Here is a 24749-nt window from a genome sequence, read left to right on the forward strand (position 1 = left end):
GGTCCGAGACGGGGTGAAGTTGGCGGCTCGCTAGGAGCCGCGATCTGGGGCGCGGCGGGATGTTTCTCTCGACCTTCGAGAAACAAGTGGACGCCAAGCGGCGCATCGTTGTGCCGCAGGAATTCCGCGCGCTCGTCTCCGGCCCCTTCGACGGCATTGTCTGCTTTCCCTCGATTGAGGCGGATTGCATCGAGGGCGGCGGCCGGGCGCTGTTCGACCGCTACATCGCGCTGATGGACGAAATGCCGTTCGGCGACCCGGTGCGGTCGGCCATCGAGCTGTCTGTACTGGGCGGCCAGGCCAAGATGAGTTTCGACACCGCTGGCCGGATCACCCTGCCTGAGCAGCTCTGCGACCAGTTCGGCCTGACCGACTGGGTCGTGCTGGTCGGTCTGGGCGACCGCTTCCAGATCTGGGAGCGCGAGGCGTTCCAGGCCCATCGCGCCGCCCAGCGCGAACTGGCCCGCGCCGGTCTGGCCGAACTGCGCGCGCAGCAGCGCGCCGCCAAGCTGGGAGCGGCTTAGGTGAGCGCGCCCCATACCTCGGTCCTGCTGGATGAAGTGATCGCCGCGCTGGAGCCGGCGAGCGGCAAGTTGATCATCGACGGCACCTTCGGAGCCGGCGGCTATTCGCGCGGCTTCCTGGCGACCGGCGCCGACGTTGTCGCCTTCGACCGCGATCCGAGCGCGCGCAAGTTCGCCGAGGGGCTGGGCGAGCGCTTCCGTCTGGTCGACGGACGCTTCTCGCAGATGGCCGAAGAGTTGGGCGAGGGCGTCGCCGACGGAGTGGCGCTGGATCTTGGCGTTTCGTCCATGCAGCTCGACCAGGCTGAGCGCGGGTTCTCGTTCATGCGCGATGGTCCGTTGGATATGCGCATGGGCGCCGACGGCCCGACCGCTGCCGACATCGTCAACACGGCCGAGCAGGCCGAGCTGGCGCGGATCTTCTATGTCTATGGCGAGGAGCGGCAGTCGCGCCGCGTGGCCTCCTTCATCGTCCGTCGCCGCGCCGAACAGGCCTTCACCCGCACCTTGGACCTGGCCGAGGTGATCGAGCGCGCCCTGGGCGGGCGTCGCGGCGCCAAGGTGCATCCGGCCACCCGCTCGTTTCAGGGGCTGCGCATCGCGGTCAACGAGGAGCTGTCCGAGCTTGAGGCCGGCCTGGTCGCCGCCGAGCGGGTCCTGAAGCCCGGCGGCCGGCTGGCGGTGGTGACCTTCCACTCGCTCGAAGATCGGATCGCCAAGGCCTACTTCACCGAGCGTGCGGGCAGGACCCCGGGCGGATCGCGCCATGCGCCGCCGGTTGAGGCCGGCGCGCCGCCGAGCTTCCAGCTGCTGTTCAATGGCGCCCGCGCGCCCGGCGCGGCCGAGACCGCGACCAATCCGCGCGCGCGATCGGCCAAGTTGAGGGTGGGGGTTCGCACCTCTGCTCCGATATGGAAGGAGGCGGAATGAGTCTCCTGAACCGCAAGATTCGGGGCTTTCGGCTGGTCGACGTGGTCGCGCTGGGGGTCCTGATCGCCGTCATCCTGTCGGTCTACCTGGCCAAGACCATGGCCGGTCGCGAGCGTGCGGAAATCGCTTCGGTCGAAAAGCAGATCGACGCCGAGAAGGCGCGCATCCGCCTGCTGCAGGCTGAAGTCGCCCACCTTGAGCAGCCTTCGCGGATCGAGGCGCTGTCGACCGCCCATCTGGGCATGGGCCCGGTCGGGGCCAAGCACGAGACCACCATCGACAAACTGGGCGAAGTCGCCCTCGGGAAGCCAACGCCGTGAGCCTTGCTCATCCATCGTTCGAAGCGCCGGGCTGGCGCTGGCTGAAGGCCAAGGTCTGGGGGCTGGAGCACGCCTTTGAGCGCGCCAAGGCCGCCGGTAAGGCCGAAGACGACACGCGCATCCGCATCTTCTTCGTGCTGGCGCTGTTTGCGACGGCCTTCTTGCTGCTGGCCATCGGCGCCACGCGCGCGGCGCTGTTCTCGGACGCTGGCCGCAGCGGCGGTTACGCCGTGCCGGTGGGCGCCTCGCGCGCCGATCTAGTCGATCGCAACGGCGCCATGCTGGCCGCCGATCTGCTGCACTACGGCCTCTACGTCGATCCGCGCGAGATCTGGGACGCCGACGAGACCCGCCGCGCCCTGCGCTCGGCCCTGCCGAACCTGAACCGCCAGCGTCTGGAGCGGGTGCTGGGCAGCGAGCGCCGCGGCTTCGTGGCCGCCGGCCTGACGCCGGAAGTGCGTGCGCGCATCCACGCCTTGGGCCTGCCTGGCGTGACCTTTGAGCCGGAGGAGCGCCGGGTCTATCCGCTGGGAACGACGGCCGCCCATCTGGTCGGGTTCGCCGACACCGGCGGCGTCGGCCTGGCCGGCGCCGAGCGGGCGCTGAACGACACCATCCGCGGTAATGCGGCGTCGAAGACGGCGGTGGCGCTGTCGATCGATCTGCGCGTCCAGGCTGCCCTGGAAGACGAGCTCTACAAGGCCGCGGCCGAATTCCAACCGCGCGGCGCCGTGGGCATCGTGACCAACGTCCACACCGGCGAAATCCTCGGGATGGCGAGCTATCCCACTTTCGATCCGAACCAGGTCGCCAAGGCCGACGACAACGCCAAGCTGAACCGCGCGGCGGCCTCGATCTATGAGATGGGCTCGACCTTCAAGGCGTTCACGGTCGCGATCGGGCTCGACACCGGCGTGGCCAACCCCTCGTCGACCTTTGATGCTCGCGTGCCGTACCAACTCGGTTATCGGACCATCAAGGACTATCACGCGGCCCGGAAGATCCTGACGCTGGTCGAGGTCTTCCAACGCTCGTCGAACATCGGCACCGCCAAGCTGGCCGAGAGCGTCGGCGGCGAGCGGCTGAGCAAGTACTTCACCGCGCTGGGCCTGACCAAGCCGGCCCGTATTGAGCTGCTCGAGTCCGCGCGGCCGCTCTCCCCCCGCAAGTGGGACATCGACACCGTGGCCTCGACGTCGTTTGGCCATGGCATGAATGTCAGTCCGGTCGCGCTCTCCAGCGCCATGGGCGCGCTGTTGAACGGCGGCTACATGGTTCCGTTGACGATCAAGAAGCTCGAGCCTGGCCAGCGGCCCCAGGGGCAACGCGTGTTGTCGGAACAGACCTCGCTGCAGATGTTGCAGATCATGCGCGCCAACGTCATCGGCGGCAGCGGAAAGTCGGCCAACGCACCCGGCCTGAGCGTCGGCGGCAAGACCGGTACTGGCGAAAAGTATGATCCCGAGATCCGGGGCTACTCGACCCAGAAGCAGGTGTCGTCCTTCGCTGCTGTGTTCCCGACCGCTGGGGCGGTGCAGGAAGATCGCTACTTCGTGCTGATCCTGATGGATGAACCGCACGGGACGGCCAAGACCTACGGCTTCTCGACCGGCGGTTGGGTCGCCGCGCCGGCCGCCGGCCGCGTCATCGACCGTATCGCGCCGTTCCTGGGCGTTCAGCGCCAGCCGGATCTGATCCAGGTGGTCGGCGACGGCTCCGTCGCCGCCGAGCCCATCGCGGACGGCCACTAATGGGCAAGACGCTTTCCCAGTTGGTTCAGCGGAACTTCGCGACCGATCCCATCGTGACCGGCGTGACGGCTGACAGCCGCAAGGTCCAGCCGGGTTTCCTGTTCGCGGCGCTGCCGGGCTCCAAGGTCGACGGCAAGGCGTTTGCAGCCAAGGCGGTCGAAGCCGGGGCTGTCGCCGTGATCGGGGCCGAGGACATGCCGGAACTCGGCGTGCCGGTCATCGTCACCCCCGATCCGCGCCGGGTCTACGCCCTGGCCGCACGGGCGTTCTGGGGCGCGCAGCCTCCAGTCGTCGTCGCCGTCACAGGCACCAACGGCAAGACCTCGGTCGCCGCCTTCTGCCGGCAGATCTTCAATCGCCTCGGCCACCGGGCCGCCAGCATGGGCACCCTGGGCGTGCGCGCTACCGGCCCGGGCCTCGATGAGCAGATCACTCCGCCGGGCTTGACCACGCCGGACGCCGCCGATGTCGCCGAGCTCCTGGCGACATTGGCCGGCAAGGGCGTCACCCATCTGGCGATGGAGGCCTCGTCGCACGGGATCGACCAACGCCGCCTGGACGGCGCGGGGCTGACGGCGGCCGGGTTTCTGAACCTGACCCAGGACCATCTCGACTATCACCACACCATGGAAGCCTATCGCGACGCCAAGCTGCGCCTGTTCGAGGCGCTGCTGCCGCGGGGTGGCGTGGCGGTGCTGAACGCCGACTCCGACGCCTATGGCGCCTTCGCCGCCGCGGCCGTGGGGGCGGGGCAGTCAGTGCTGTCGGTGGGCGAGGGCGGGCAGGGGCTGAAGCTGGTCGGCCACACGCCGACCCCGGAAGGCCAGACCCTGAAGATCGAAGCCAAGGGCAAGACCTACGAAGTCGCACTGCCGCTGGCCGGCGCGTTCCAGGCGTCCAACGCCTTGGTGGCGGCTGGGCTGTGCATCGCCGCCGGTGAGCCGGTCGAGGGCGTTCTGGCCGCGCTGGCGAACCTGGAGGGCGCGCCTGGCCGCCTGCAGCGGGTCGGAACCGGCGCCAAGGGCGGCGAGGCCTATGTCGACTACGCCCATACGCCCGACGGCCTGGAGACCGTGCTCAAGTCGCTGCGTCCGCATGTCGAAGGCAAGCTCATCGTCGTCTTCGGCGCCGGCGGCGACCGTGATCGGGCCAAGCGCCCGCTGATGGGGCTGGCCGCCGCCCAGCACGCCGACATCGCCATCGTCACGGACGATAATCCGCGCTCGGAAGTTCCCGCCGCGATCCGCGCCGAGATCCTGGCAGGCGCGCCGGGCTCGCGCGAAGTCGGCGATCGCCGCGAGGCGATCCGCGCTGGCGTCGCCTTGCTGGGCCCCGGCGATGTGCTGGTGGTAGCGGGCAAGGGCCACGAACAGAGCCAAACCATCGGTTCGACCGTTCATTTCTTCGACGACGTGGCTGAAGTGGCCGCGGCGCTGGAGGCTGCGCATGTCTAAGCCGCTCTGGACGTCCGAGGAGATCGCGGCTGCGACCGGCGGGCGGCTCTCCGGCCCGGCCTTTTCGGTCGATGGCGTGTCGATCGACACCCGCAGCATCGAGACCGGCGACCTGTTCGTCGCCCTGGCCGGCGCGCGCGATGGAAATGAGTTCGTGCCGCAGGCCCTGGCCGCCGGCGCGGCCGCAAGCCTGGCGTCGAAGAACGTCGACGGCTCCAGCGTCGTCGTAGCCGACACGCTCAAGGCCTTGGAACAATTGGGCGAAGCCTCGCGCGAGCGCGCGCCCCAGGTCCGCCGCGGGGCCGTCACCGGTTCGGTCGGCAAGACCAGCGTCACCCAGGCGATCCGCGCCGGGCTGGAGCGCGCCGGCCGGGCTCACTCGTCGATCAAGAGCTACAACAACCACATCGGCGTGCCGCTGACCCTGGCCCGGATGCCGCGCGACACTGAGCGGGCGATCTTCGAGATCGGCATGAACCACGCCGACGAGATCACGCCGCTGTCGCGGTTCGTGCGCCCGCACGCCGTGGCGATCACGACGGTCGGGCCGGTGCACGTCGAGAACTTCCCTGACGGCGAGATCGGCGTGGCGCGCGCCAAGGCCGAGATCTTCGCCGGCATCGAGCCGGGCGGCGTGGCGGTGCTGAACGCCGACAACAAGTGGTTCGAGCTGCTGGCCGAGGAGGCGCACAAGGCCGGAGCCACCGTCCGCAGCTTCGGCGTCGGCAAGGATTGCGACGCCCAACTGGTCGACTTCGCACCCGAGCCGGGCCGCGCGGTGATCAAGGCGCGGCTGCACGGCAAGGCGCTGGACTTTCCGATCCTGCAGACCGGATTCCACTGGGGTCCCAACAGCATGGCCGTGCTGCTGATGCTGGAAGCCCTGGGCGTCGGCCTGGACGACAGCCTGGCGGCGCTGGGCGCGTTCGAGCCGCTGGCCGGCCGCGGCGCCGAAAAGCTGGTGAAGCTGACCGGCGGGGTCTTCACCCTGATCGACGAGAGCTACAACGCCAATCCGATCTCGATGGGCGCGGCCTTCGCCAGCCTGGGCGCGCGCAAGACCGGTGGGCGGCGCATCGTCGCCCTGACCGACATGCTGGAGCTGGGGACCGAATCGCCGGCCTTCCATGCCGGCCTGGCCGCGCCGCTGGATGCGGCCAAGGTGGACCTGGTGTTCGCCGCCGGGCCGCTGATGAAATCCCTCTGGGACGCCCTTCCGCCGACTCGTCGCGGCGGCTACGCCGAGAGTGCGGCGGAGCTGGCGCCGCTGATCAGCGCGGCCGTGGAGCCGGGCGATCTGGTGATGGTGAAGGGGTCCAACGGCTCGAGGGCCGGCGCGGTCGCAGCTGCGCTGAGCGCGCTCGACGTGCGTTCGGGGGAGAAGGGCTGATGCTCTACTGGCTGTATCAACAGCTCGCGGCGGACGGCTACGTGCCGTTCCTGAACCTATTGAAGTATCAGACTTTTCGGACTGGCATGGCGCTGTTCACGGCCCAGCTGGTGGTCGTGGCCATGGGCTCGCGCTTCATCCGCTGGATGCAGGCCAAGCAGGGCAAGGGCCAGCCGATCCGCGCCGACGGCATTGAGCGGCACGTGGTCGAAAAGGCCGGCACCCCGACCATGGGCGGGGTGATGATCCTGGCCGGCCTGCTGGTCGGCACGCTGCTGTGGTCGGACCTTTCCAACGTCTACGTCTGGGCGGTGATCCTAGTGACCGCCGGCTATGGCGTGCTCGGGTTCACCGACGACTACGCCAAGGTCACCAAGCAATCGACCGCCGGGGTGTCGGGCAAGATCCGCCTGTTCATGGAGGCCGCCATCGCCATCGCGGCCGTGGCCCTGATGGTGATCTTCGGCACCAGCCCGCCGGAGACGCCGGAGCTGTCGACCTCGGTCGCGTTCCCGGTCTTCAAGCAGCTGTTGATGCCGCTCGGCTGGTTCTACCTGGCTTTCGGCGCCTTCATCATCGTCGGCGCGGCCAACGCCGTGAACTTCACCGACGGCCTCGACGGCCTGGCGACGGTGCCGGTGATGATCGCCGCGGCCGCCTTCGGTTTCATCGCCTACCTCGTCGGCAACTACGTCTTCGCCCAGTACCTGAAGCTGCACTTCGTGCCGGGGGTGGGCGAGATCGCGATCTATTGCGGGGCGATGATCGGCGCCGGGCTTGGCTTCCTCTGGTACAACGCCCCGCCGGCCAAGATCTTCATGGGCGATACGGGTTCGCTCGCCCTCGGCGGCGGGATCGGCGCGGTGGCCGTGGCCACGAAGCACGAGATCGTGCTCGGCATCATCGGCGGTCTCTTCGTGATGGAGACCTTGTCGGTGATGATCCAGGTCGCCTCGTTCAAGCTGACCGGCAAGCGGGTGTTCCGCATGGCCCCGATCCATCACCATTTCGAAAAGCTCGGCTGGTCCGAGAGCACGGTCGTGATCCGCTTCTGGATCATTGCGGTCATGCTCGCGCTGCTCGGTCTGGCGACGCTGAAGCTGCGGTAAGGGGAGGGCTGGCAGTCTCATGATCCCGGTCCGTGGCTTCGAAGGCAGGACGGTCGCCGTGTTCGGCCTGGCCCGCACCGGGCTGACGGCCGCGCGCGCCCTCGTGCTTGGCGGCGCCAAGGTCGTGGTCTGGGACGAGAAGCCGGAAAGCCGCGCGGCCGCGGAGGCCGAGGGCCTGGAGCTGCTGGACCTGACCACCGCCGACTGGTCGCAATTCGCCGCCCTCATGCTGTCGCCGGGCGTGCCGCTGACCCATCCCAAGCCGCACTGGACGGTCGAGAAGGCCAAGGCCGCGGGCGTCGAGATCCTTGGCGACATCGAGCTGTTCGCGCGGACCGTGAATGCGGCGCCCGAGCACAAGCGCCCGAAGATCGTCGCCATCACAGGGACCAACGGCAAGTCGACGACCACCGCCTTGATCGGCCACATCTGCGCGTCCGCCGGCCGCGACGTGCGGGTCGGCGGCAATATCGGCCTGGGCGTGCTGGGCCTTGAGGACATGCACGGCGGGGCGGTCTATGTGCTCGAGCTGAGCTCGTACCAGCTTGATCTGACCTCCAGCCTGAAGCCCGACGTGGCGCTGCTGCTCAACGTGTCCCCCGACCACCTGGACCGCCACGGCGGAATGGAAGGGTATGTAGGGGCCAAGCGCCGTATCCTGCTGAACCAGGGCAAGGGGGACACCGCCGTCATCGGCGTGGACGACCCCTGGGGCCAGCGGATCTGCACCGAGATCACCGCCGCCAACCGCCGCACCATCGTGCCGATTTCGGCCTCAAAGGCCATCGGCCGCGGGGTCTATGTGCTGCAGGGCCTGCTCTACGATGCGACCGGCGAGCGGGCGGTGGAGGTCGCCGACCTGCTGCGGGCTCGCTCGTTGCCCGGCCGGCACAATTGGCAGAACGCAGCCGCCGCCTACGCCGCCGTCCGAGGGCTCGGCCTGACCTCGCAGGAGGCGGCCGATGGCCTGATGAGCTTCCCGGGTCTGGCGCATCGGATGGAGACGGTGGGCGCGGTCGGCAAAGTCCGGTTCGTCAACGACAGCAAGGCGACTAACGCCGACGCCGCGCGCCAGGCGATGTCTAGCTATCCGAAGTTCTACTGGATCGCCGGCGGCGTACCGAAAGCCGGCGGCATCGACAGCCTGGGCGATCTCTTTCCGCGGATCGAGAAGGCCTATCTGGTCGGCGAGGCGCAGGACGCCTTCGCCGCGACGCTCGAGGGCAAGGCAAAGCTCGCCAAGTGTGGAACGCTGCCGGCGGCCGTGGCCGCGGCCTTTGCGGACGCCGCGGCCTCGGGGCAGGACGCGGTCGTACTGTTGTCGCCTGCCTGCGCGTCCTTCGACCAGTTCGCTGACTTCGAGGCGCGTGGCGAAGCGTTCCGCGAGGCGGTGCAGGGGCTGAGCCGCCCGGCGGCAAAGGGCGCGCGCGCCTAAGCCCGAGCGGTCACCAGCCAGCAGCCGGCGACCATCGGCACGACGCCGTCGACCGCTTCGGCTTCCAGCGCCGTTTCCACTGCCTCGCGCACCTTGCCGCGTGTCGTCTCGTCCGCCTCGCGAAGCGCCGCCGCGACCGGTCCCATCCGCAGGCTGAGCGTGACCAGATCGGGGAGCGCGATCGGTGTCGGCGCATCGAGCCGGGTGATGTCGATGTCGCCCCAGCCGCTACGCGCGAGGATGCCCCGCACCCGCTCTGCGTCAGCGAAGGCGAAGCGGCCGGGCGCTAGCGGATCTGCAGGCGGCGCGGGCGGCAGGAATGGTGCTGCGGCGCGTCCGGGGATGACCGCCATCGGGTTGTCGGCCGGGCTGCGCCAGCACGCGAAGACCAATTCGGCTCCGGGCTTCAGGCCGCTGCGGATGTTGGCGAAGGCGGCGTCGAAGTCGCCGAAGAACATCACCCCGAACCGCGAGATGGCCGCGTCGAACTGCGCGCCGGCGAAGTCGTAGGTCTGGGCGTCCGCCTGGACGAACTGCGCGCCCTGCGTCAACTGGGCTGCGGCGATCTCAATCAGCGGCGCGGAAATGTCGACGCCCAGGCTGAGGCCATCGGGGCCGAGCCGCCGGGCCATGGCCAGTGTGGTTGCGCCGGCGCCGCAGCCAATGTCCAGGACCCGTTTGCCGACCCCGGGAAATGCGCGTTCGACCAGGGCCTCCTCGATCGGCCGGTTGAGGGTATCCATCATGTCCTGCAGGTCGACCCAGGCCTGGCCGCCGGTCTTGTTCCAATAGGCGGCCTGGTCGGTCGGAGCGGAGGGGGCCTGGGGCATCGGGGCGTCCTTCTTCGGCTGGGCGACGATGTCGCCCGCACCGGCGAAAGAATTCAAGTCGCAGGGCGGTCGGACGGCTGCTTGGTTAAGATATTTTAAGCATGCCGCGGGCATCTGAAGGATACGGGCCGCTGCGCCCGCGGAGACGTCCATGAGTCACATCCATCGCCCTCAGCAGGCCCACGCCTTTGCGCGGAGCGACCGCTCGTCGGTCGGGATCTGGTGGTGGACGACGGATCGCTGGATGCTGGGGGCGGTCGCCGCCCTGATCGCCATCGGCGTGATGATGTCCTTCGCCGCCAGCCCGGCGGCGGCGGCGCGGATGAACGTCGGCGATCCCTTCCACTTCGCGGTGCGCCAGTGCGTGTTCGCGGTGACCGGCGCGGCGATCCTGATCGGGGTCTCGATGCTGGATGCGAAGGGGATCCGGCGGGCGGCGTTCTTCATCTATCTGGTCGCCATCGCGATCATGCTCATCCTTCCCTTCCTGGGGCATACGGCCAAGGGCGCGACGCGCTGGGTGCAGCTCGGCGGCTTCACCCTGCAGCCGTCGGAATTCATGAAGCCGGCGCTGATCGTGCTGGTCTCGTGGATGTTCTCGGAGGGCCAGAAAGGGCAGGGGGTGCCAGGCGTCTCGATCGCCTTCGGCCTCTACTTCCTGTCGGTCGGGCTGTTGCTGATCCAGCCGGACGTCGGCCAGACGGTGCTGATCACCATCGCCTTCGGGGCGGCGTTCTGGATGGCGGGCGTGCCGCTATCCTGGGTGATGCTGCTGGGCGGCGTGGCGGTGACAGGCCTCAGCTCGACCTATTTCCTGTTCCCGCACGTGGCCAGCCGCGTGGACCGCTTCCTCAGTCCCGACCGCGCCGACACCCACCAAGTCGACCGTGCCGCCGAGGCCATCGCCGCCGGCGGCTTCTTCGGCCGCGGCCCGGGCGAGGGCGTCATGAAGCGCCACGTGCCCGACCTGCACACCGACTTCATCTATTCGGTCGGCGCCGAGGAGTACGGCCTGATCTTTTCGCTGCTGCTGATCATCCTTCTGGGCTTCATCGTCACCCGCGGCCTCTATCGCGCCATGAAGCTGACCGATCCCTTCGAGCAGGTGGCTGCGGCCGGGCTGTTCGTCCTGGTCGGCCAGCAGGCCTTCATCAATGTGGCGGTGAACCTCAACATGATCCCGACCAAGGGCATGACTCTTCCGTTCATTTCGTATGGCGGATCGTCGATGTGGGCGATCTGTCTGACCTTCGGCATGGCGCTTGCGCTGACTCGCCGTCGACCGGGCGCCTATTCCCAGGGCGAGGGCCTCGCCAAGGCCGGCGCGTTCGCCTAAAGGCTCGTGATGCGCAAGATCGCTGTCGTCGCCGCCGGTGGAACCGGCGGCCATCTGTTTCCCGCACAGGCTCTGGCTGAGGCGCTGATCGCCCGTGGATGGCGCATTGTGCTGGCCTCGGACGAGCGCGCCGCCGCGTTCGCCGAGAGCTTCCCGGCCGAGGAACGCATTGGGCTGTCGGCCCGCACTTTCCAGCGCGGTGACGTGGTTGGCATGGCACAGGCCGGCATCGCGATCGTGCGCGGCGTCATGCAGGCGCGCAACGCCTTCACCCGTATCGATCCGGCCGTCGTCGTCGGCTTCGGCGGCTATCCCTCGGTGCCCGGCCTGCTGGCCGGCATCACCCAGGGCCGGCCGACCCTGCTGCATGAGCAGAACGCCGTGATGGGCCGCGCCAACCGCCGGCTGGCAGGCCACGTTCGCGCCGTCGCCTGTGCGTTCCCTGTGCTGCAAAAGGCGCCGGGCCGCGTCGCCGAGAACGCGGTGGTCGTCGGCAATCCGATCCGGCCGGACATCCGCGCGCTGGCCGACCTTCCCTATACGCCACCGACCGCCGACGGCCCGATCCGGCTGCTCATCACCGGCGGCAGCCAGGGCGCGCGCCTGCTCTCCGAGCTGATGCCGGAAGCGATCAAGAAGCTGCCCGAGGACCTCCGCCACCGGCTCGACGTCCAACAGCAGACCCGCAAGGAGTCGATGGACAACGCCCGGCGCATCTACGCCGACGCCATGGTCAAGGCTGAGATCGCCCCGTTCTTCCGCGACATGGCCAGCCGCCTGCGCGACGCCCATCTGGTGATCGGGCGCTCGGGCGCCGGCACGGTCTGCGAGTTCGCCGTGGCCGGCAAGCCGGCGATCCTGGTGCCGCTGGCCATCGCGCTGGACGACGACCAGGGACAAAACGCCCGTGTGATGGCGGACGCCGGCGGCGCCGAGGTGGCGCGCGAGAACCAGCTGACCGTCGATACCATGGCCGGCGCGTTGCAGAAGCTGCTGACCAACCCAGACCGCCTGGCGCGCATGGCCGCCGGCGCCCGCTCCATCGCCAAGCCCGACGCGGCCGAACGCCTGGCCGACCTGGTCGAGAGAACCGCCGTCCAAAAATGAACAAGCGCCCCGTCCCCTTCGCCCTCGGCCCCGTGCACTTCATCGGCATCGGCGGGATCGGCATGAGCGGCATCGCCGAGATCATGCTGCGCATCGGCTATACGGTGCAGGGCTCCGACGCCAAGGCCAGCGCCAATACAGAACGGCTGGAGAAGCTGGGCGCGAAGGTGTTCATCGGCCAGGGCGCGGCCAATGTCGAAGGTGCGTCGGCCGTCGTCTATTCGACGGCCATCAAGGCCGACAATCCCGAGATGGTCGCCGCGCGCGAGAAGCGCCTTCCGCTGGTCCATCGCGGCGAGATGCTCGCTGAGCTGACCCGCCTGCAGTACTCGGTTTCGGTCGGCGGCACCCACGGCAAGACCACAACGACATCGATGGTAGCCGCCCTGCTGGACGCCGGCGGCAAGGATCCGACGGTGATCAACGGCGGGATCATCAACGCCTACGGCACCAACGCCAAGGTCGGCGAGGGCGACTGGATGGTGGTCGAGGCCGACGAGAGCGACGGCACCTTCCTGAAGCTCAAGTCGACCTGCGCGATCGTCACCAACATCGACCCCGAGCACCTGGATCACTACGGCGACTTCGAAGCCGTGAAGAAGGCCTTCCAGGACTTTGTGGAGAACGTGCCTTTCTATGGCTTCGCGGCCGTCTGTACGGACCACCCGGAAGTCCAGGCCATGGCTGCGAGAGTGCAGAACCGCCGGGTCATCGCCTACGGGACCAATCCGCAGGCCGAGGTGCGCGCCGAGAAGATCAGCATGGGGCCGGACGGCTCGCGCTTCGACGCGGTCTTTGCTCCGCAGGACGGCCCGGTCACGCGGCTGGAGAACCTGCATCTGCCGATGGCCGGGCAGCACAACGTGTTGAACGCCACCGCCGCGATCGCCGTCGCGCGCGAGCTGGGCGTGTCGGACGGGGACATCCGCAAGGGCCTGGCCGGATTTGGCGGCGTGAAGCGCCGCTTCACCACGACGGGCGTGGCGGGCGGCGTGCGCATCATCGACGACTATGGGCACCACCCGGTCGAGATCGCCTCGGTGCTGAAGGCCGCGCGCGCTGTGACCGAGGGGCGCGTCGTCGCCGTGGTCCAGCCGCACCGCTACACCCGCCTGCACGATCTGTTCGACGAGTTCTGCGGCTGCTTCAACGACGCCGATACGGTGATCGTGGCCGACGTCTACACGGCCGGCGAGAGCCCGATCGCCGGCGCGGATCGCGACGGCCTGGTCGAGGGGCTGCGCCGCTTCGGTCATCGCCGGGCGTTGGCGCTGGAAAGCCCGGCCGATCTCGCGCGGATCGTGCACGAAGAGGCCAAGGCCGGCGACCTGGTCGTCTGCCTGGGCGCGGGCGACATTACGGTCTGGGCCCACGCGCTGCCCGGACAGCTTGAGGCGTTGAACGGATGAGCTGGCGAGACAACCTGCCTGAGGTGCGCGGGCGCGTGCTTCGGGACGAGCCGCTCGGCCCGTTCACCTGGTTCCGCGTCGGCGGCGCGGCCGAGGTGCTGTTCCTGCCGGCCGACGAGACCGATCTGAGCGACTTCCTGGCGGCGCTGCCGGCGGAGGTTCCGGTGACCGTGCTGGGCGTCGGCTCGAACGTCATCGTCCGCGACGGCGGCGTCGAGGGTGTGGTCATCCGCCTGGCCGGCAAGGCCTTTGCTGAGGTCTCGATTGACGAGGAGGAGGGTTGGGTCATCGCCGACGCCGGCGCGCTCGACGCCATGGTCGCCAAGGCGGCGGCCAAGGCGGGTCTGGCGGGGCTGGAGTTCTATGCCGGCATCCCCGGCACGATCGGCGGCGCCCTGACCATGAACGCCGGCTGCTATGGCAGCGAGACTAAGGACGTGCTGGTTTCGGCCTGGGGCTTCGACCGCAGCGGCGAGATCGTCAGCTATTCGCTCGAGGACTTCGGCTACACCTATCGCCACAGCACTGTGGCGCCGGGCGAGGTGATCTGGATGCAGGCGGTGTTCCAAGGCCGCCCGGCCGAGCCGGCCGCCGTCGAGGCGCGCATGGCCGAGATCACCGCCCGGCGTGAGACTACCCAGCCGATCCGCGAGAAGACCGGCGGCTCCACCTTCAAGAACCCGGAGGGCCATTCGTCCTGGAAGCTGGTCGACGAGGCCGGCTGGCGCGGCAAGCCGTTCGGCGGGGCGATGTTCTCGCCGCTGCACGCGAACTTCATGATCAATACCGGCGAAGCCACAGCGGCCGATCTCGAGGGCCTGGGCGAGGCCGTCCGCGCCGACGTCAAGTCCAAGACCGGTGTGGAGCTGGAGTGGGAGATCAAGCGGATCGGCCGCGCGGTCTGAGACCTTGCTGATCCTGGTCAAGCACGGCGCGCCGTACTTGGCGGCGGGGACGCCGCCTTCGCACTGGACGCTGGCGGCCGAAGGTCGCGAGCAGGCCGAGCGGATCGCCGGGCGGCTGATGAGGTTCTCGCCGACGGCGGTGGTTTCCAGTCTTGAGGCCAAGGCCGTTGAGACCGCCGCCGTGCTTGCCGGTGCGTTCGGCGTCGCTGCCGAGCGGGACGCAGGGCTCGGAGAGCAGCAAAACGACACTGGTCCGTTTACCGACGCCGCCGCCTTTCAGGCCGCGGTGGAACAGATGTTCCTGCGTCCGCGCGAGGTGGTGATGGGCGAGGAGAGCGCCGATGAGGCCCATGCGCGCTTTTCAGGGGCGTTGGACCGTCAAGTCGCCGCGCATCCTTCGCAGACGCTGGTAGTCGTGACCCACGGTCGGGTGATGAGTCTATGGGCTAGCCAGCGGTTCGGCTTCGCTCCGATGCCGTTCTGGCGCGGCTTGAAGCTGGGCGCGGCGTTGGTGGTCGCGTCGGACGCCGACTGGGAGCTGATCGAGCCTTAGGTGGCCAGGATGTTGCGCCGGCGACCAGCGCGCACGGCGGCGCCCGCCACACCGAAGCCGACGATCATCATCGCCCAGTTGGCGGGTTCAGGCACGACGGCAGAGACGAGGCGCAATTGGGCGCGTAGCTCGGCCGAGTTGCTCTCGTTCTCGCGCGTCCAGAACTCCTCAACCGGATTGCCGTTGTGGATAAGACCCGAGATGTCGAGAGCGTAGTACTTGCCGTTGATCTTCACCAACTCGGCCGACTTGAGCAGCGTCGCGCGAACACGGTCCGCGCAGCCATAGAGGTTGATGGCGTCTCGTTCGCGTTCGCCGTTCGCGCAGACGCCGTTCGCGCCGGAAACGTTGTTGGGCGTTTCCCAGTGATCGAAGCCGTAGACGAAGTTGCGCACGCCCTGATCGACGCCGTCGACAAACACCGACGTGGAGACCGAGAGCGTGATCCCGCTGATCGAGCCGCCGTTGATCTTGGCGTTGTTGTGAGTGAATGCGCCGATCGTGAACGGGCTGGCGGCGTCGTCGAGCGACGTGCTGACGTCGGACGCCCCAGAGAAAACGTAGCTGCTCTTGGCTAAGGCTTTGCCCCAGGCCGCATGAGCCTCCGTCGTGCCTGAGCCCGATTGGACGACGTTGGCGCCCACCGGATCTGACCAGAATCCAACGAAATCAGTGAACAGGATAGTAGCCGCAACAGCGGGAACGGCGGCCGCACCAAGCGCCAAGAACGCTGTGGCGGCGACCCCGATTGAGCACGCCCTCATCTGGAACCTCTTACCACCCGAGCTGGTCACGCCGGACCCGACGAACGTGGTTAATCGGTAGCGGCGTTACGTCGCATTTACAAGCGAGAATAGAGATTGTCGGGGATTCACCCGAGTAAAAGCTTGGCCGTAGGGGGCGGCCGTCTGCTTTCTGATACAAGTATTCGATGGCGCTTAAACTTGCTGAGCGAGTTAATGCGATCCGTAGTTGATTGCTAGTCGCGCTGCGCGGGTGCTGGTCGGGACGGCGCCTGCGGCCGGCGCGACGCGAGGCCCCGGCGCCTTGACAGGACTCCCGACGAAAGGCACGCGCCGCGGATGCGTATTGCTTTGCTTGCGGCCGTCGCCGCCACCTTGGTTTCGACCAACGCCGCCTCCGCCGCTGATCTCGCGGCGACCGCTGTCGCGCTGCGCGATAGGGCCCTGACCGACGCCACCGCGTGGGACATCACGGAGTCACTGACCACTGAGGTCGGGGCCCGGCCCCAAGGCTCGCCCGCGATGGACCGCGCGCGCGATTGGGGCGTCGCCAAGCTGAAGGCGCTGGGCTTTGAGAACGTCCACGTCGAAACCTTCGAGACCGAGTCTTGGCTGCGAGGGGCGGAGTCCGCCGAGGTGGTGGCGCCGTTCCCTCAGAAGCTGCAGATCCTGGGCCTGGGGCGCTCGGCGGCGACGCCGGCCGGAGGCCTGGAGGCCGAGATCGCGCTCTTCCGCAGCTATGACGAAATGCTGGCCCAACCGGCGGGCGCATTGAAGGGCAAGATCGTCGTGGTCACCGAGCCGATGCGCCGCACGCAGGATATCCGCGGTTACGCTGGCGCCGTGCGCGCTCGTTCAGGCGGCCTCGAGGCGGCCAAGCGCGGCGCGGTCGCCTATCTGGTGCGTTCGATCTCGACCGACGACACCCGACTGCCGCATGGCGGCGGCGCAGCGATTTCGGGCATTCCGATGGCGGCCCTGTCGCCGCCCGACGCCGAATTGCTGGAGCGCATGGCGGCTCGGGGCAAGCCGGTGCGGATCAAGCTGGCCATGGCCTCAACCTATCGCGCCAAGGCGCCGGCCTACAACGTGGTCGGCGAGATCCGCGGCCGCGAGAAGCCGGAGGAGATCATCGTCATCGGCGGTCACCTGGACTCCTGGGACGCCGGGACCGGCGCGGTCGACGACGCGGCGGGCATCGGGATCACCACCGCGGCGGCCAAGCTGATCTCCGACCTGCCGCAGCGCCCGCGCCGCACCGTCCGTGTGGTGATGTGGGGCGCCGAGGAGCAGGGCGGTTCGGGCGGGGCCTACGCTGAGGCCAATAAGGGCGAGGTCGCCAATATGATCGTCGCGGGCGAGAGCGACCTGGGCGCCGGCGAGATCTTCAACGCCAAGCTGCCCGCGGGCAGCCGCGGGCATCCGGCCATGCAGGCCTTCGCAACAGCGGTGAACCCGCTGCGGGTGATCATTTCGCGCGACCCGGCCGAGGACGGCGGCGCGGACGTAGCGGGGCTGAAGCGGCTGGGAACGCCGGTCGTCGAGCTGCAGCAGGACGCCGGCCGCTACTTCGACCTGCACCATTCCGCGGACGACACCCTGGACAAGGTCGATCCCAGGGAGCTCGCCCAGAACGTGGCCGTCTGGGCCGCGTTCGTTTACACCGTGGCGGACAGCGATATCGACTTCCGCAAGACTGCGAGCGTGAGCCAGTGAGCCTTCCCCTTTCCGGACACCACGTCGCCCTGCTGCTGGGCGGCCTTTCTTCCGAACGCGAAGTCAGCTTGTCGTCGGGCAAGGAGTGCGGCGCTGCGCTTGAACGCCTCGGCGCAAAGGTCAGCTATGTCGACGCCGGCCGCGACCTGGCGCAGGCGCTTACGGCGCTAAAGCCCGACGTGGTCTTCAACGCCCTGCACGGTGAGTGGGGCGAGGACGGCTGCGTCCAGGGCATTCTGGAGACCCTGAAGGTCCCGTACACCCACTCTGGCGTGCTGGCTTCGGCCCTGGCGATGGACAAGGCCAAAGCCAAGGCGGTGATGGCTGCGGCCGGGGTCACCGTGCCGGGCGGTGGTCTCTTCAACCGGCACGTCGCGGCGGCTGACCACGTCATGCCTCCGCCCTACGTGATCAAACCGAACGCCGAGGGATCGTCGGTCGGAGTGTTCATCGTTCGCGAGGGTGCGAATCGCCCGCCGCAGGAGCTGGTCTCGCCGCAATGGACCTTCGGCGAGGAGGTTATGATCGAACCCTATATCCGCGGCCGGGAATTGGCCGTCGCGGTCATGGACGGTAAGGCGTTGAGCGTTACCGACATCATCCCGCAGACTGAATTTTACGATTACGAAGCGAAGTACGCGCAGGGCGGTTCCGTGCACGTTGTGCCGGCTGATATTCCGAAGCATGCCTTTGAAAAAGCGTTGGAATTGTCGGAGCTGGCCCATGCCGCCCTTGGTTGCCGGGGAGTTACCCGGTCCGATCTTCGTTATGACGACATTAACGACATTCTGGTCCTTCTGGAGGTCAACACCCAGCCCGGCATGACGCCTACCTCGCTCGCGCCCGAGCAGGCGGCTCACAAGGGGGTGGATTTCGATCGTCTAGTACTTTGGATCACGGAGGATGCGTATGCCCGCGGCCATGCGGGGGGAGTCGCGAACTGAAGCGAAGCCCCGGGCTAAAACGCCCGCTAGCTCCAAGTCTGCCCCCCGCGCCAGAAAGCCGGGGGCGGCGTACGCGCCCGGCAAGCTGGGCGCCGCCCGCGGCGTCGGGCTGTCGCCCTGGCATGCGCTGATCGCGGCCGCCGGGGTGGTTACGATCGCGTTGACCGTGACCATGATGACCGGTCATCGCGGCGAGAAGCTGGGCGCCTCGATGGGCTCGGCGGTCGGCGGCCAGTTCGCCGGCTTCGGCTTCAAGTTGAAGGCGATCCACGTCGAGGGCGCATCGGAGATGGCGACGGCCGACATCCTGCGCGCTGCGGCGGTTTATCAGGACGAGCCGGTCATCGGCATGGATCTCGAGGCGATCCGCCAGCGGGTCGAGGCCGTCGGCTGGGTCAAGGAAGCGCGTGTCGTGCGCCTGCTGCCGGACACCCTGGTTCTGGCCGTGGTCGAGCGTCGTCAACTGGCGGTCTGGCAGAACGGCGGGCGCAGCTACGTCATCGACGAGACCGGCCGGGTGATCCCCGAAGCCGATCCGGGCCGCTTTGCGACCCTGCCGCTGATCGTCGGCGCGGGGGCCAACGAGGCGGCTGCGGCGATTCTGCCGGAAGTCGCGGCGCGGCCCCGCCTTGCTGAGCGGACCGAGGCGCTGGTGCGCGTCGATGGCCGTCGCTGGGATCTGAGAATGAAGGACGGATCGCTGGTGCAACTGCCGGCGGTCGACGAGGGCGCGGCCCTGATCCAGCTCGAACAGCTCGATCAGCGCTCGCGCATTCTTGAGCTGGGCTTCGAGCGGATCGACCTGCGCGATCCGACCGTGGTGGCCGTGCGCCCGCGCGATGGCGTGCTGCCGGGCCAACTGGTCGCCAACGGCGCGTGAGACTGAAGGAAGGACGTACGGACTTGTCGACCCGGGTTGATGAACGCAAGGAAAGCCGCGAGGGCCTGAAGGCCGCGCTCAGCCGCCAGCCTGTGGTGGCGGCCGTGGACCTCGGCGCGTCCAAGGTCACGTGCTTCATCATGAAGCCGGACGGCGTGCGTCGCGGTGATCGCACGCTGACGGCCGCGGGTGTCGGCTATGTCCAGTCGCGCGGCGTGCGCGGCGGCGCGATCATCAACCTCGACGAGGCGTCCGACGCCATCGCCCAGGCGGTCGAGCGGGCCGAGAACGTCGCCGGCGTGCAGGTTCAGGGCGTCACCGTCGCCACCGCCGGCGGCCAATTGGCCAGCCACCGGATCGCCGGCCGAGTCTCGCTGGGCGCGCGTCCGATCTCGGACGGGGACCTGGTCCGGGCCATCCAGCAGGCGCTGGGCCAGATCAAGATTCCGGGCCGTCGCGCCGCCCACATTCTGCCGGTCGCCTGGAGCGTCGACGGTCAGGCCGCGATCCGCGATCCGCGCGCCATGTTCGGCCGCTCGCTGGGCGTGGAGCTGCTGGTCGTCACCGTCAGCGAGGCCGTCTATCAGACCCTCGGCGCGTGCGTGGAGCGCGCCCACCTGCAGTTCGAGGGCGTGGTCGCCGCACCGTTCGCCTCGGCGCTGGCTGCGCTGGAAGAGGACGAGATGGATCTGGGCGCGGTCTGCATCGACATGGGCGGCGGCTCCACCTCTGCCGCGGTGTTCTCGGGCGGCAGCCTGATCCACGTCGAGACCCTGCCGGTGGGCGGGAGCCACGTGACCGCCGACATCGCCCGCGGCCTGTCGACTTCGGTCGCCGGCGCCGAACGCATCAAGACGCTGCACGGCTCGGCCATCGCCTCGGCCAACGAGGACCGCGAGATGATCGAAGCGCCGCCGCGTGGCGACGATCCGGGCGCGGGGCCCGTCATCGCGCCGCGTTCGCTGCTGAAGGGCATCATCGCCCCGCGCGTGGAAGAGACCCTCGAACTGCTCCGCGACCGCCTGAAGGCATCTGGCGCTCCGGTCGAGGCCGGCGCCGGCCTGGTGTTGACGGGCGGCGCCAGCCAGCTGGCCGGCGTGCGCGAGGTCGCCGTGCGGGTGTTCGACCGTCCGGTCCGCCTGGGCCGTCCGCGGCGGGTGCCGCACCTGGCCGATGCGGCCTCCGGGCCGGCGTTCTGCGCCGCCGCCGGGGTGCTGCAGCGTGCGGCGTTCGGCCCGCGTGAGGCGGTATCGTCCAAGACCCTGGCCAGCGCCAAGCTACGCCGTGAGCCGCTGGATCCGCGCGCCAACCCCGTCGCCAAGGCGGCGGCCTGGCTGCGCGAAAACCTTTAGACGGACCGTTTCAAGCTTCGCCATCAGGGTGAATCGTGCTGCGGGCATGCTCGCTCAGGGTGCGAAGTCCAGTCGCCAGAACAGCTTAGCGCACGCCGTTCGGTAAACGCCCGAGGCCGCACGCCGGTTGACGGCGTGGTTAACGCTCAAGCCTTACGCAGCAAGAAATTTTGTTGTGGATGCGCCTTCACCTGCCTCCGACTCGCCTTATGCAGTTAACCACCAATTAACGATGGTGGGCGCTTCCTTAACGTCAGCCGTCGCGGGAACCGGGCGGGCGGGTCGCTTTCAGTTCCCTTGACCACGGTACGGAGGACATAGGGTCCCAATGGCTATCGCACTTTCCGCGCCTCGCGCGACCGAACTGAAGCCGCGGATCGTTGTGTTCGGCGTCGGGGGCGCCGGGGGCAACGCCGTCAACAACATGATCGAGGCGCATCTCGAAGGCGTCGAGTTCGTCGTCGCCAACACCGATGCGCAGCAGTTGGCCTTCGCCAAGACCGATCGCCGCATCCAGCTCGGCGTGACGGTCACTCAGGGCCTCGGGGCCGGGGCGCACCCGGAAGTCGGGATGAGCGCGGCCGAGGAATCGATCCCGGAGATCGGTGAGCACCTCGACGGCGCCCACATGATCTTCATCACCGCCGGCATGGGCGGCGGCACCGGCACCGGCGCCGCGCCGATCATCGCCAAGTGCGCCCGCGAGCGCGGCATTCTGACCGTCGGCGTGGTGACCAAGCCCTTCCACTTCGAAGGCCGCCACCGCATGCGCCTGGCCGACGCCGGCATCGGCGAGCTGCAGCGCTATGTCGACACTCTGATCGTCATCCCGAACCAGAACCTGTTCCGGGTCGCCAACGAGCGCACCACCTTCGCTGAAGCCTTCGGCATGGCCGACCAGGTCCTGCACTCGGGCGTGCGCTCGATCACCGATCTGATGGTGCTGCCGGGCCTGATCAACCTCGACTTCGCCGACGTCCGTACGGTCATGACCGAGATGGGCAAGGCGATGATGGGCACCGGCGAGGCGACCGGCGAAGACCGCGCTCTCATGGCCGCTCAGAACGCCATCGCCAACCCGCTGCTCGACGAAGTTTCGCTGAAGGGCGCCAAGGCCGTGCTGGTCAACGTGACCGGCGGCCTGGACATGACCCTGCTGGAAGTCGACGAGGCGGCGAACGCTATCTCCGAGCAAGTCGACGCCGAGGCCAACATCATCTTCGGGGCCGCTTTCGATCCGACCCTGGACGGCATGATCCGCGTGTCGGTCGTGGCGACCGGCATGGACGGCGCCTCGATGGCCGCCATCGAACCGAAGATCGAGCGCAAGCCGCTCGCCGCCCCGCCGCTGCGGGCCGAAACCTCGCGTCCGGCGCCCGTGACTGAGCCGGTGATGCGCGCCACGCCGACCTACGAGCGCCCGTCGCCGCCGAGCTTCGCCGATCGTCCGGCGCCGCGTTATCCGGAGCCGGCCGCCTACGTGCCGCCGACCCCGGCCGTTGCGCCGGTCGCCGCCGCGCCGGCTCCCGCTCCGATCCCCGCGCCCGCGCCCGCACCGGTCAAGGCGGTCTTCGAGGAAGAAGAGCAAGGCGATCTCTATAGCGCCCCGGCTCCCGCGCCTGCGCCAGCCCCGGTGGTCGCTGCAGCGCCGGAACCGCAGGTCACGCGCCCGGTCACCCGGATCGTCGACCCGGCGGTCGAGGAGTTCGAGGAAGAGCCGCTGTTCAGCGAGCCGGCCTACGAAGAGCGCCGCCCGCAACGTGGCGGTTTCCTGAGCCTGTTCGGAAGCCGTCCGCGCTATGAGCAGCCGGCGCCGCAACCGACGCGTCAGCAGGCCCCGACCAGCCGTGGCGGCGCGCAGCCGGCCGAACAGCCGGCCCCGGAAGCGCAGTTCGACAGCCAGGAAGACCTGGAGATCCCGTCGTTCCTGCGCCGCCTGGCCAACTAGGCCGGTCGACCAGATTGATGAAACGGCCGGACGCGCGTCCGGCCGTTTTTTCGTTTCAGCTTCCAGAAACCTCCCAGGTCGGCCCGATGAAGGGCAGGCCGAGCTTGGCGGCGACGCGCTGCGAGGCGAGGTTCGTCTCCGACGTACTGTAGAACAGCGTCAGCTCACGAAGATCGGGCAGGGCGCTCCAGCCTGACACCGCCTGGGCGGCCAGGCCGCGGCCGCGGAAGGCCGGCAGGGTGGCCAGACCCAGTTCGGCTCCGTGCGCGCCGAGCCGAGCGGTGAACGCCAGCGCGGCGATCCGCCCCTCCGCGATCACCAGGCAGTAGGGCGGCCAGAGGTCGGCGACCGATCGAAAATTTAGGGCGAGCAGATCGGGCGGCATGCCGTCACGCGCGAGCCGAGCCTCCAACTCCAACGCCGCCGGCGTGCTGGACGCGATAGTTGGGGAGCCGTGGGGCAGGGGCGTCGCGTGCGGTAGGAGGAAGCTGAGACCTGCGTGCCCCGCCTGCGCGCCAAGCAGGGCCACATAGCGTTCTGCAGCGACGGGCGATCGGCCAGGAGCGAGCGCCGGCTCCTCCGACACGAGGTCGTTCAGTCGGTGGGTGATATCGGCGTCGATCGTTGCGGCGATCCAGGCGCGGCCAGCGGCCATGTACATGAGCGGCCCCGGCGCGTTGTCGGGCGGGCCCTCGCTGGCGATGCGGCCGTCTTTGAGGACGAAGCGGGTTTCCGCCTCGAGTTCGAGCAGTCGCCTGGCGTCATGCGCAGGCAGGACCGCGCGCAGCGGCGCGGCGTAGTGGTCGGACATGAGTGGTCTCGTCACAGGGCGCGGGGCGCCCGGAAGGCCGTTGGGCCAGGATCGTGACGGGGGGCCTAGAGAGAGCCCCGGCGCGTCACGGACGATGGAGGTGCGCTGAATTGGCTCATCGTGGCCTCCTTGGTCGCCGAACGTCTTGCAGGCAGCCTAGCGGCGCGCCAAATCGGGTGTCAACGAAATGGCGAGACAGTGGCCGCTTCCCCTTGAATCCTAAGGGTTTCTTAATCGTCCCAAATCGAAACATTGCGAAACAGGAAGTGTTTTGCTGCGGCGCGGCATAGCCCTTACCTGACAGGTGGGGCGTTATGCGGCCATCTGGCCGTGTGTCCGAACGAGGAAGGCGGCGAGTTTTGCGCGCACAAGAGTTTCAGCACACCCTGCAGGGTCCGGCGATCTTCGCCGGCGTCGGCGTCCATACGGGCGCCTATACGCGTGTCGCCGTTCGTCCCGCGCCGACCAATTCGGGCATCGTTTTCGTCCGCACCGACGTCACCGACCGTGACAACCGCGTCGCCGCGACCGGCGAGGCGGTGACCAAGACCCAACTGGGCACTGTCATCGAGAACGCGGCTGGCGTGTCGGTCTCGACGATCGAGCACCTGATGGCCGCCTTGGTCATGCTGGGCGTCGACAACGCCATCGTCGAGCTCGACGGCCCCGAAATGCCGATCATGGACGGCTCGTCGCTGCCGTTCGTCCAGATCCTCGATCGCGCCGGCCGGCGCCAGCAGGACGCGCTGCGCTCCTACATCGAAATCCTTGAGCCGATCGAGTTCATCGACGGCGACAAGCGCGCGACCCTGACCCCTTCGGACCAGTTCGAAGTCGCCTTCGAGATCCGCTTCCCGTCCGCCGCCATTGGCCGCCAGGCCGTGGACTTGGTGATGGACGAGCAGGCGTTCCGCGACGAACTGGCCGACTGCCGGACCTTCGGCTTCCTGCATGAGGTCGAGTACCTGCGCTCGATCGGCTTGGCCCGCGGCGGTTCGATGGAGAACGCCGTGGTCATCGAGGGCGACCGCATCCTCAATCCGGAAGGCCTGCGCCGTCCGGACGAGTTCGTGCGCCACAAGGCGCTGGACGCGATCGGCGACCTCTATGTGCTCGGCGCGCCGATCCTCGGCCGCTTCGAAGGCGTGCTGGCCGGCCACGGCCTGAACAACCAGCTGGTCCGCGCGCTGCTCGCGTCGCCCCAGTCGTGGCGCTACCGCACCCTGGCGCCGGAACTGGCTCAGGCGGTCTAGACGACTTACGTCCTTCCGGCCCCAAAAGCGGGCGCGACTTACGGCCATG

General features: G+C 68.6%; 22 protein-coding genes. 19 read left to right on the plus strand and 3 right to left on the minus strand.

The window, feature by feature from the left end:
* Positions 1-59: 59 nt before the first annotated feature.
* The 8 genes from C0481_RS09665 to murD are packed head-to-tail and all read left to right on the plus strand — an operon-like array spanning position 60 to position 8913.
* Entirely contained in the window at positions 60-524 is a 465-nt protein-coding gene (locus tag C0481_RS09665) for a division/cell wall cluster transcriptional repressor MraZ (RefSeq protein WP_183769392.1), read from the plus strand.
* A complete protein-coding gene (gene rsmH / locus C0481_RS09670; protein WP_293403078.1) occupies positions 525-1454 on the plus strand; it encodes a 16S rRNA (cytosine(1402)-N(4))-methyltransferase RsmH in 930 nt (309 codons plus the stop codon).
* Entirely contained in the window at positions 1451-1774 is a 324-nt protein-coding gene (locus C0481_RS09675) for a cell division protein FtsL (protein WP_293403080.1), read from the plus strand. Before rsmH ends, C0481_RS09675 begins: the two co-directional genes overlap by 4 nt.
* A complete protein-coding gene (locus tag C0481_RS09680; RefSeq protein WP_293403082.1) occupies positions 1771-3525 on the plus strand; it encodes a penicillin-binding protein 2 in 1755 nt (584 codons plus the stop codon). The genes C0481_RS09675 and C0481_RS09680 overlap by 4 nt, the downstream gene beginning before the upstream one ends.
* Positions 3525-4979: a UDP-N-acetylmuramoyl-L-alanyl-D-glutamate--2,6-diaminopimelate ligase gene (locus C0481_RS09685; protein ID WP_293403084.1), complete on the plus strand. Its 1455-nt coding sequence runs from the start codon at positions 3525-3527 to the stop codon at positions 4977-4979. The genes C0481_RS09680 and C0481_RS09685 overlap by 1 nt, the downstream gene beginning before the upstream one ends.
* Positions 4972-6369, plus strand: coding sequence for a UDP-N-acetylmuramoyl-tripeptide--D-alanyl-D-alanine ligase (gene murF / locus C0481_RS09690; protein ID WP_293403086.1), 1398 nt, complete (start codon positions 4972-4974; stop codon positions 6367-6369). The genes C0481_RS09685 and murF overlap by 8 nt, the downstream gene beginning before the upstream one ends.
* The gene (gene mraY, locus C0481_RS09695; RefSeq protein ID WP_293403088.1) at positions 6369-7478 is read left to right on the plus strand and encodes a phospho-N-acetylmuramoyl-pentapeptide-transferase; all 1110 of its coding nucleotides are present in this window, start codon (positions 6369-6371) and stop codon (positions 7476-7478) included. The genes murF and mraY overlap by 1 nt, the downstream gene beginning before the upstream one ends.
* A gap of 19 nt (positions 7479-7497) precedes the next feature.
* Positions 7498-8913: a UDP-N-acetylmuramoyl-L-alanine--D-glutamate ligase gene (murD, locus tag C0481_RS09700; protein WP_293403090.1), complete on the plus strand. Its 1416-nt coding sequence runs from the start codon at positions 7498-7500 to the stop codon at positions 8911-8913.
* On the opposite strand, the gene C0481_RS09705 is transcribed toward murD, so the two are convergent.
* Complete coding sequence (locus C0481_RS09705) at positions 8910-9896, minus strand: class I SAM-dependent methyltransferase (RefSeq protein ID WP_293403092.1); 987 nt, start codon at positions 9894-9896, stop codon at positions 8910-8912. The two genes, murD and C0481_RS09705, sit on opposite strands and share 4 nt — an antisense overlap.
* Between C0481_RS09705 and ftsW the strand changes: the two genes are divergently transcribed.
* From ftsW to C0481_RS09730, 5 genes are read left to right on the plus strand one after another with little or no spacing between them, the layout of a single operon-like run.
* On the plus strand, positions 9895-11079 hold the full coding sequence (gene ftsW, locus C0481_RS09710) for a putative lipid II flippase FtsW (protein ID WP_293403094.1): 1185 nt from the start codon (positions 9895-9897) through the stop codon (positions 11077-11079). The two genes, C0481_RS09705 and ftsW, sit on opposite strands and share 2 nt — an antisense overlap.
* Positions 11080-11088: 9 nt before the next feature.
* Entirely contained in the window at positions 11089-12186 is a 1098-nt protein-coding gene (gene murG / locus C0481_RS09715; RefSeq protein WP_293403096.1) for an undecaprenyldiphospho-muramoylpentapeptide beta-N-acetylglucosaminyltransferase, read from the plus strand.
* Positions 12183-13595 carry a UDP-N-acetylmuramate--L-alanine ligase gene (gene murC / locus C0481_RS09720; protein WP_293403098.1) on the plus strand — a complete coding sequence of 471 codons (1413 nt, stop codon included), beginning with the start codon at positions 12183-12185 and terminating at the stop codon, positions 13593-13595. Before murG ends, murC begins: the two co-directional genes overlap by 4 nt.
* Positions 13592-14500 carry a UDP-N-acetylmuramate dehydrogenase gene (murB, locus tag C0481_RS09725; protein WP_293403100.1) on the plus strand — a complete coding sequence of 303 codons (909 nt, stop codon included), beginning with the start codon at positions 13592-13594 and terminating at the stop codon, positions 14498-14500. Before murC ends, murB begins: the two co-directional genes overlap by 4 nt.
* Positions 14501-14504: 4 nt before the next feature.
* Positions 14505-15053 (plus strand): histidine phosphatase family protein, encoded by a 549-nt coding sequence (locus C0481_RS09730; protein WP_293403102.1) that lies wholly within the window; start codon positions 14505-14507, stop codon positions 15051-15053.
* Here the strand turns inward: C0481_RS09730 and C0481_RS09735 are convergent.
* The gene (locus tag C0481_RS09735; protein WP_293403332.1) at positions 15050-15817 is read right to left on the minus strand and encodes a THxN family PEP-CTERM protein; all 768 of its coding nucleotides are present in this window, start codon (positions 15815-15817) and stop codon (positions 15050-15052) included. The genes C0481_RS09730 and C0481_RS09735 overlap by 4 nt on opposite strands.
* Positions 15818-16135: 318 nt before the next feature.
* Between C0481_RS09735 and C0481_RS09740 the strand changes: the two genes are divergently transcribed.
* The 5 genes from C0481_RS09740 to ftsZ all read left to right on the plus strand — a co-directional run bounded on the left by C0481_RS09740 (position 16136) and on the right by ftsZ (position 22636).
* Entirely contained in the window at positions 16136-17512 is a 1377-nt protein-coding gene (locus C0481_RS09740) for a M20/M25/M40 family metallo-hydrolase (RefSeq protein WP_293403104.1), read from the plus strand.
* Complete coding sequence (locus tag C0481_RS09745) at positions 17509-18456, plus strand: D-alanine--D-alanine ligase (RefSeq protein WP_293403106.1); 948 nt, start codon at positions 17509-17511, stop codon at positions 18454-18456. Before C0481_RS09740 ends, C0481_RS09745 begins: the two co-directional genes overlap by 4 nt.
* A gap of 172 nt (positions 18457-18628) precedes the next feature.
* Positions 18629-19336: a cell division protein FtsQ/DivIB gene (locus tag C0481_RS09750; protein WP_293403334.1), complete on the plus strand. Its 708-nt coding sequence runs from the start codon at positions 18629-18631 to the stop codon at positions 19334-19336.
* Between the two features lie 23 nt (positions 19337-19359).
* Positions 19360-20688 carry a cell division protein FtsA gene (ftsA, locus tag C0481_RS09755; RefSeq protein WP_293403108.1) on the plus strand — a complete coding sequence of 443 codons (1329 nt, stop codon included), beginning with the start codon at positions 19360-19362 and terminating at the stop codon, positions 20686-20688.
* Positions 20689-21016: 328 nt separating this feature from the next.
* On the plus strand, positions 21017-22636 hold the full coding sequence (gene ftsZ / locus C0481_RS09760; protein ID WP_293403110.1) for a cell division protein FtsZ: 1620 nt from the start codon (positions 21017-21019) through the stop codon (positions 22634-22636).
* A gap of 55 nt (positions 22637-22691) precedes the next feature.
* On the opposite strand, the gene C0481_RS09765 is transcribed toward ftsZ, so the two are convergent.
* Positions 22692-23447, minus strand: a complete 756-nt coding sequence (locus tag C0481_RS09765; RefSeq protein WP_293403112.1) for a GNAT family N-acetyltransferase — start codon at positions 23445-23447, stop codon at positions 22692-22694.
* 359 nt (positions 23448-23806) lie between these two features.
* Between C0481_RS09765 and lpxC the strand changes: the two genes are divergently transcribed.
* Complete coding sequence (lpxC, locus tag C0481_RS09770; RefSeq protein ID WP_293403114.1) at positions 23807-24700, plus strand: UDP-3-O-acyl-N-acetylglucosamine deacetylase; 894 nt, start codon at positions 23807-23809, stop codon at positions 24698-24700.
* Positions 24701-24749 lie beyond the last annotated feature (49 nt).

Origin of the sequence: Phenylobacterium sp. (assembly GCF_013822795.1) — a bacterium.
Classification (GTDB): domain Bacteria; phylum Pseudomonadota; class Alphaproteobacteria; order Caulobacterales; family Caulobacteraceae; genus Phenylobacterium.

Coding starts and splice junctions, on each gene's coding strand:
- murF (WP_293403086.1), top strand. CDS start 4,972: ATGTCTAAGCCGCTCTGGACGTCCGAGGAGATCGCGGCTGCGACCGGC.
- C0481_RS09740 (WP_293403104.1), top strand. CDS start 16,136: ATGCGTATTGCTTTGCTTGCGGCCGTCGCCGCCACCTTGGTTTCGACC.
- C0481_RS09685 (WP_293403084.1), top strand. CDS start 3,525: ATGGGCAAGACGCTTTCCCAGTTGGTTCAGCGGAACTTCGCGACCGAT.
- C0481_RS09705 (WP_293403092.1), bottom strand. CDS start 9,896: ATGGACGTCTCCGCGGGCGCAGCGGCCCGTATCCTTCAGATGCCCGCG.
- murB (WP_293403100.1), top strand. CDS start 13,592: ATGAGCTGGCGAGACAACCTGCCTGAGGTGCGCGGGCGCGTGCTTCGG.
- murD (WP_293403090.1), top strand. CDS start 7,498: ATGATCCCGGTCCGTGGCTTCGAAGGCAGGACGGTCGCCGTGTTCGGC.
- ftsW (WP_293403094.1), top strand. CDS start 9,895: ATGAGTCACATCCATCGCCCTCAGCAGGCCCACGCCTTTGCGCGGAGC.
- murC (WP_293403098.1), top strand. CDS start 12,183: ATGAACAAGCGCCCCGTCCCCTTCGCCCTCGGCCCCGTGCACTTCATC.
- C0481_RS09735 (WP_293403332.1), bottom strand. CDS start 15,817: ATGAGGGCGTGCTCAATCGGGGTCGCCGCCACAGCGTTCTTGGCGCTT.
- C0481_RS09750 (WP_293403334.1), top strand. CDS start 18,629: ATGATGACCGGTCATCGCGGCGAGAAGCTGGGCGCCTCGATGGGCTCG.
- murG (WP_293403096.1), top strand. CDS start 11,089: ATGCGCAAGATCGCTGTCGTCGCCGCCGGTGGAACCGGCGGCCATCTG.
- C0481_RS09665 (WP_183769392.1), top strand. CDS start 60: ATGTTTCTCTCGACCTTCGAGAAACAAGTGGACGCCAAGCGGCGCATC.
- C0481_RS09765 (WP_293403112.1), bottom strand. CDS start 23,447: ATGTCCGACCACTACGCCGCGCCGCTGCGCGCGGTCCTGCCTGCGCAT.
- mraY (WP_293403088.1), top strand. CDS start 6,369: ATGCTCTACTGGCTGTATCAACAGCTCGCGGCGGACGGCTACGTGCCG.
- ftsZ (WP_293403110.1), top strand. CDS start 21,017: ATGGCTATCGCACTTTCCGCGCCTCGCGCGACCGAACTGAAGCCGCGG.
- C0481_RS09675 (WP_293403080.1), top strand. CDS start 1,451: ATGAGTCTCCTGAACCGCAAGATTCGGGGCTTTCGGCTGGTCGACGTG.